The 6,192-nt window shown below is 45.5% G+C and carries 8 protein-coding genes; 1 reads left to right on the top strand and 7 read right to left on the bottom strand.

What is annotated here, in order from left to right; translation table 11 throughout:
• Nucleotides 1–253: pepsin/retropepsin-like aspartic protease family protein (locus tag LQZ19_RS02955; RefSeq protein WP_486401700.1), on the top strand; the 253-nt coding region annotated here is incomplete at its 5' end.
• 116 nt (nt 254–369) lie between these two features.
• Here LQZ19_RS02955 and LQZ19_RS02950 read toward each other — a convergent pair.
• The 7 genes from LQZ19_RS02950 to LQZ19_RS02920 form a co-directional block, all read right to left on the bottom strand.
• Nucleotides 370–774 (bottom strand): hypothetical protein, encoded by a 405-nt coding sequence (locus LQZ19_RS02950; protein ID WP_411046154.1) that lies wholly within the window; start codon nt 772–774, stop codon nt 370–372.
• 305 nt (nt 775–1,079) lie between these two features.
• Complete coding sequence (locus tag LQZ19_RS02945) at nt 1,080–1,232, bottom strand: WD40 repeat domain-containing protein (protein WP_411046153.1); 153 nt, start codon at nt 1,230–1,232, stop codon at nt 1,080–1,082.
• Nucleotides 1,229–2,518: a caspase family protein gene (locus LQZ19_RS02940; RefSeq protein ID WP_411046152.1), complete on the bottom strand. Its 1,290-nt coding sequence runs from the start codon at nt 2,516–2,518 to the stop codon at nt 1,229–1,231. Before LQZ19_RS02940 ends, LQZ19_RS02945 begins: the two co-directional genes overlap by 4 nt.
• A 108-nt stretch (nt 2,519–2,626) precedes the next feature.
• Nucleotides 2,627–3,880 (bottom strand): glycoside hydrolase family 3 C-terminal domain-containing protein, encoded by a 1,254-nt coding sequence (locus LQZ19_RS02935; protein ID WP_411046151.1) that lies wholly within the window; start codon nt 3,878–3,880, stop codon nt 2,627–2,629.
• 360 nt (nt 3,881–4,240) lie between these two features.
• Complete coding sequence (locus LQZ19_RS02930) at nt 4,241–5,032, bottom strand: EFR1 family ferrodoxin (RefSeq protein WP_411046150.1); 792 nt, start codon at nt 5,030–5,032, stop codon at nt 4,241–4,243.
• Nucleotides 5,033–5,042: 10 nt separating this feature from the next.
• Nucleotides 5,043–5,687, bottom strand: a complete 645-nt coding sequence (locus tag LQZ19_RS02925) for a GyrI-like domain-containing protein (protein ID WP_411046149.1) — start codon at nt 5,685–5,687, stop codon at nt 5,043–5,045.
• Nucleotides 5,677–6,063: a VOC family protein gene (locus tag LQZ19_RS02920; protein WP_411046148.1), complete on the bottom strand. Its 387-nt coding sequence runs from the start codon at nt 6,061–6,063 to the stop codon at nt 5,677–5,679. The genes LQZ19_RS02925 and LQZ19_RS02920 overlap by 11 nt, the downstream gene beginning before the upstream one ends.
• Between the last annotated feature and the right edge of the window lie 129 nt (nt 6,064–6,192).

The following is a 6,192-nucleotide window of genomic DNA, read 5'->3' as shown; positions in this document are numbered from 1 at the left end:
ATTGGGGCTGCGGATTGATCGTCTGAAAGAGTCCCGCTTGGCGAATGGCGAAAAGGTTATCTGCAAGGTTGCCGAAACGGTAGAGGTGTGCTGGAAAAATCGTTCTATGACCTGCCAGCCCTGGGTAGTCCCCGGCGCGGACTTAATTCTCCTCGGGGCAATCCCCCTGGAAGACATGGACCTCATGGTGGACCCCAAAAACCTGCGGCTAGTCGGCGTCCACGGCGACAAAGAACTGGGGATGCTCTTATGAACCCAGCAACTGCTGCCATGGAACCTTGCTGCCTAGGTTTTAGGACGCAGTTTGCTCATTTTTATATTTTATTGGTGTTACCTATTACGATAACACCAATACCCTGTGTCGTTATTTTATAACCAATGGCCATCCTCAGTGGTTGGAAAATCATAGGTTTTCCCATTGAAGGTAAGTTTTGTTACCCATAAAAACCGTGCGCCGGGATTAAAGGGGATCGCCGTTGCGGGGCCTTCCAGCCTAACGGCGGAGTCTTCTTTTAATCCATCAACAAATCCAATGAGATTTTTGACCGGGCCGTTTATATAGTAGGTTTTACCCTCGGCGGCTACGGCAATGCGCCCTTCAATAAGTTGTAAATTGCCATTAATGGTTACCGTTTCCTTGGCGGCGGGACGTGCATGACCGTGGGCTGCCCGTCTCCGGTCACGCCCCCATGATGAAGCGTCCTGAGCCCATAATGAGCCGGCAAAAAGCAGGCCGATAAGGGTAAGCATGAAAACCCGTGATGTCTTTTTCATAAAGACTCCTAAAACAAAAAATACTCTATGGCCAACGGCCATGTATTATAGAGCAAATATCATGCCAAGTCATTTTGCCGGTTATTTTTCAAGAAATACGATAAAAATGGTTTGTTTTTAATATCCTTCATTATGTTTAAAATAACTATTCCGTATAATAATTACACGCGTATGAATTATTTACATATACTTTCCGGTGCGGACTTAATTCTCCCCACGCATGGCTTAATACCTTTGCAGAATCAAGGAACATTAATTAACGTTTCTCAAAAATCGCCCCCAAGCAGTACTGCCCCATTCTTTGTTCAGTCCCCGGCGTCCCAGATCTTCACGGTGTTATCATCCGAAGCGGAGACGATACGCCGCCCATCGGGGCTGTAGGCTGCGGAATTAACAGCGCTGCTATGCCCGGAGAGGGTACGGATTTCCCGCCCGGTTTCCGCGTCCCAGATCTTCACGGTCTTATCATTCGATGGCTATGCCCGGAAAGGGTACGGATTTCCCGCCCGGTTTCCGCGTCCCAGATCTTCATGGTCTTATCACCCGAAGCGGAGACGATGCGCCGCCCGTCGGGGCTGTAGGCTGCGGAACCAACACCGCCGCTATGCCCGGAGAGGGTGAGCAGGAGGGTTCCCGGGCGCTGGGGCGGCGCCGCAGGCTGCACGGGCGCAGGTGTTGGACGGGGTGCGGGGGTCGGCTGCACCGGCGCAGGAGCCGGCGCGGGCTGGGGGGCTGGGGTTACCGCGGGCCTGCCGCCTAAATAGGCGATGCCGTAGAACTGGTTATACACAGCGGGGCGCTGGCTGCCGCCCGATACCCGCGCGACATCCCCTCCGGTGAGGCGGAAGATTTCGTTCACATCAAGGCCGGGGGTTTTCAGGTTTTTCAGTAACTGGCTGGTAAATACGCCGTTGCGGCCTGTGCCGTCGGCGGCGGTTGATCCGGCGCTGGTTGCGTAGACAATGATACTGTCGGCGGGCTGGTTGTTCACCACTTGCAGACCCCGCGAACTGCTGCGGCCCCAACTGAAGGGGTTGTCGCGGCAGGCGTCAAGCACTACGATATTCAACTCGTTGCCCGCCTGGTTTATTTCGTCGAGCATGGCCTGGACAGATACGGCGCGGTCACCCAGGTACGATTCACTCCTGATATCGGCGTCCACCGGGATGAGGTAGTTTGTGCCCCCGGATTGAACGCCATGGCCGGCATAAAAGAAGAAACCGTAGCTGTTTTTTGATACGGAAAGCCGGTTTTTAAAGCGTTCAATGGCTTCTTCCATCTGTACCCGTCCGCCATCAATCAGGGCATCGACATTGAAGCCAAGCCGTTGCAATTCCGTCTTCATGTCGTTCGCATCGTTCACGGGGTTGTTCAAACGCCCAAGGTTCCGGTATGCCCCATTGCCGATAACCAGCGCATATTTCTGCTGGGCGGCGATAGAAGAGAGGGCTAACGCAAAAAACAACAAAACCAAACTGACTTTTTTCATGTTTTGGCAACTTCCTTTGGTCATGCATAGCAGTATACCGCAAAAAGAAGGTTTTGCAACAATATTTTCCTGATAGTCCAATACCGGAGAGATGTTACTCCCCTCGGGCGGAAATATTTGGGTGGTACTGGTGGTGGCTTGGTCGGCGGCAAAGGCGTACACATAAGCCGGTTTGGTATTCCCCAGAAGACAGCGGAACATAGTTCCCGATGAATAACTGGAGGCAGTTTGGTAATAGCCGTCCCGGAAACTCACCGGCATCCCCTGATTGCTGCCGAACAGCTCTATAAATAAGAAAAAAGAAGGGCTTTTACATACAAGTGCTTTTCCGCAGTATCCTTTTAACCCATGTACAACAGATTCTTAGACGGTAAAGCTGCCTTTAAGCAGATCCACATCAGCGCTGCTGGAACCGATGAAACCTTCGTAGCTCATCTTCTCCACTTCCCAGTGATCCTGATTAAACCACGCAAGTTTCTCTACCGGACAGACAATTTCTACAGTTTTACTTTCACCAACGCCAAGGCTAATACGCTTGAAACCCCGCAGAGACTTAATAGGTCTGTCCACCTTTGATTTGGAGAAGCCTACATAAAATTGGACCACCTCGTCGCCGGCACATTTTCCGGTATTCCGTACCGTAGCCTTGGCAATAACCTTACTGTCCTTTACCTCAAAGGAAGGAGCCGAAATGTCAAAACCGGTGTATGAAAGACCAAATCCGTAGGGAACCGATGGGGTCACTCCTTCCTTTTCCAGCTTCTGGAAACCATGATAATACTCGTAGCTTATCTCTTCGGCGTTCCAATCAACCTTGGGCAGATCGCTTTCCTTTTTTACGATAACAAAGGGGAGTTTCCCGCCGGGATTATTTTCACCGAAGAGGGTTTCCGCAATAACCGTACCGCCTTCCATGCCGGGATAATAAGCAAGAAGAATTGCAGGAACACTGTCCTTCCACTCATCAATGAGGATCATGTTACCGCCGATAAGGACTACTGCGGTATTGGAATTCACCGGACCTGCGGCCTTAATCAAATCTATTTCATTTTTGTGCAGTCCCAGGGAATCCTTCCGGTCGCCCCCAAGCGCAGTATTAAATTCTTCGCTGGCCGCAATAAATTCACCCTCATCGGAGTGGTTGTACCCCGCGACGATAATAACCGCATCCGCTTCCTTGGCAATTTTTTTCGCCCTTTCCGTATCCTTGCCGTCATAATAGATCACTTCCGCATTGGGCAGCAGTTTGGTAACCCCTGCCAGGGGTGTAACCACATAGTGGGGGAATACCCGGCTTGAACCGTGATCTCCGATATTTTCCACATTCCCTAACTTACCTAATATCACGATAGTCTTAGCCTTGTCCTTGGCAAAAGGCAGCACACCCTTTTCGTTTTTGATAAGGGTCATAGCTTTTTGAGCGGCTTTCTTTGCCAGGGCAATATGATCCAGACAGGCGATTATTTTCCGGGGATATGTTTGAGGGTCCGGAGCTTTTTTAAAGGCCAGAAGGGTACGAACGATACGGATGGCAGCGTCGTTGATCATATCTTCACTAACCTTACCCTCTTTAACCGCCTGCACCAGCTTATCGCCAAAGAAGGTGGTATCGCACATTTCAATATCCAAGCCGGCGTTGGCCGCCCGTTATGTGCAGTTTGCCTCTTTTACATAATTACATCTAATGTTATTTTCATAGTATATTCCATTAATTTTATCTTATCCGTAATTAAACAAGCGTCTTTTAATGTTTTATCAATTTCTCCTACAATTATAATACCATTTATATTTTCTTTGGGAATATTAGGAAATTGTTTCGATAAAAGGGTCGTGTCAATAATATTTCGCAAAATTGATTTGCATTAAGTTTATGATGTTGCGCCAGGCGTCCTAGTAACACGTGCCTCAATAGATTTGGATTATCGCTTTATACTTTACGGAATTGGAAGCGCCGAACTACAGCAGGGTGTAGGCTTTTTACGCATTCCGATATTTTATGTTATTACTCTCCGCCAGTTCTTTATAACTTATTTCGGGATGCGTATAGCGCACTTTTCCTTCAGTTTTGCCCTTATAATTGATTGCCCTTTGGGGGCAATACTGGATACACGCCATACATTGTTCGCAGGTATGCTTAAATTCCGGTTTGCCCCCTATTAGTTCGATATTATGCACCGGACAGACCTCTTTACAAATGCCGCATCCAACACAAGAGCCATCAACGGTATAGTTTTTATCTTCATATTGAAAAGTGCTCACATATTTTTCATAGAACTGGTTCATTTTCTTATTTATCTTTCCAATGGAATTTGGTTTTTTATTTTTTATTGATTCAAGCATGGGCAGTAATATTTTGTCAGACTTTTCCAACAGTTTCTTAAATTTACCGGGCATGGTAAAACTAATAATATAGTTTGAGAAAATCTTTAATGCTTTCCCGTATTTTAATTTAATATTTTTCTCCAGCAACAGCTTGTTCAATAGCTTCAGGCCATTACCCGCAAAACCGCCGTTTGTGGCAATCGCATAAAAATAGGTGCCCTTATTATTTTCCATCCGCATATCCGAAACAAAATCCCTTACAATTTTTGGAACGCCCCAAAAATAAACCGGATAGACAAACCCAATACGGTCATATTCCTTATTGATAGTAATTCCCCTGTTTGTTCCCATTGGAATAATTTCGCAATCAGTAATGGTATTTGAGACGGTCTTTGCAATTCGTAAGGAATTTCCCGTTCCCGTAAAATAAAAAATGATATTGGCCATGATCGCCCCTCTAAATTTTCTTTACCGGTATTCTTAATACCGTTTTCAGTTTTGATGGTTCCACCTTCCGTGGATCCGACAGATAGATTTCATGATGCCATCTTTTTTTGTTTACATCATTCAGCAAATTATTCTTTTCAATATAGCTATCAATCAGTTTCATTGTTTTTGGCTCTTCGTCAAACGGCCCAAGGTGCATACATTGAACGCATAAACCTTCCTTGATTTTCAGATATTTCGCTTTTTCTGTATTCAGATTTTTTTTCTGTTTGACAGTATCGCAAGCCCATTTAAATATTTTGTCATTAACAAATTCGGGCAGCCGTATGATCGAATTCCAAATATATTGAGACTTGTTTTTTATATCATTTTTGTTATCAACCCACCAGAGACCCTCAAGGGGCGGGACTACATAGTCAAAATAGCCTTCCAGTATATGATCGCCCATTTTGCTCATTTTTATTGTGTATTGTATGGCATACAGCAATTCCATCGCTTTAGCGTATTCGCCATCCTTATCATTAGGATCGCCCTTGCCTTCAACTGCAACAAAATGTATTTCCGGAATTTCTATCAGCACAGGCTGGGTTTTGAGGGAATAGAAATCTTTATATTCCTTTTTATAATCCAATACATCCGTCATGTTATGCTCCAAATGAACCTATTTCCAGTAAATTTCCTTCCGGATCGGCTATATAACAGGTATGCTGTCCCCAAGGCATTGTTGTCGGGGGGAAAACACTTTCAACGCCTGATTCTATAAGGCGCTTATATTCTTTGTCAACAGCATCATAGGTTTTCAGGTTAAAGGCTATTTCCATTGTTCCGTTTAATCCCTTGGGATACGCAAACGATTTTGAAACCATGTTTTCAAAATCATTCCTGCTGAACATTATTAAGCGGCAGTTTCCCGCCTCAAGGTCGGCATTTGGTTCGCCATTCCAGTTTGTTTTTAAGCCGATAACATCACGGTAAAATTTTACCATGATTTCCACATTTTTTACAAAAAGCCCAATACAAGTTATTTCCATGGCTTCTATTATATATATCTTATTTTTTTTGTCAAGTATTGGTGAGTATCATGAAGACGAAGTCGCATTTTTTCACTTTTTCAGATATGCCTTTTTTATTATGCCAATGCACCAATTTAAATCATCTAC

Origin of the sequence: Treponema primitia, assembly GCF_046533075.1 — a bacterium.
In the GTDB taxonomy this organism is placed as follows: domain Bacteria; phylum Spirochaetota; class Spirochaetia; order Treponematales; family Breznakiellaceae; genus Termitinema; species Termitinema primitia_B.
The sequence above is the reverse complement of the archived record's forward strand: the minus strand, read 5'-3'. Positions and strand labels throughout refer to the sequence as shown.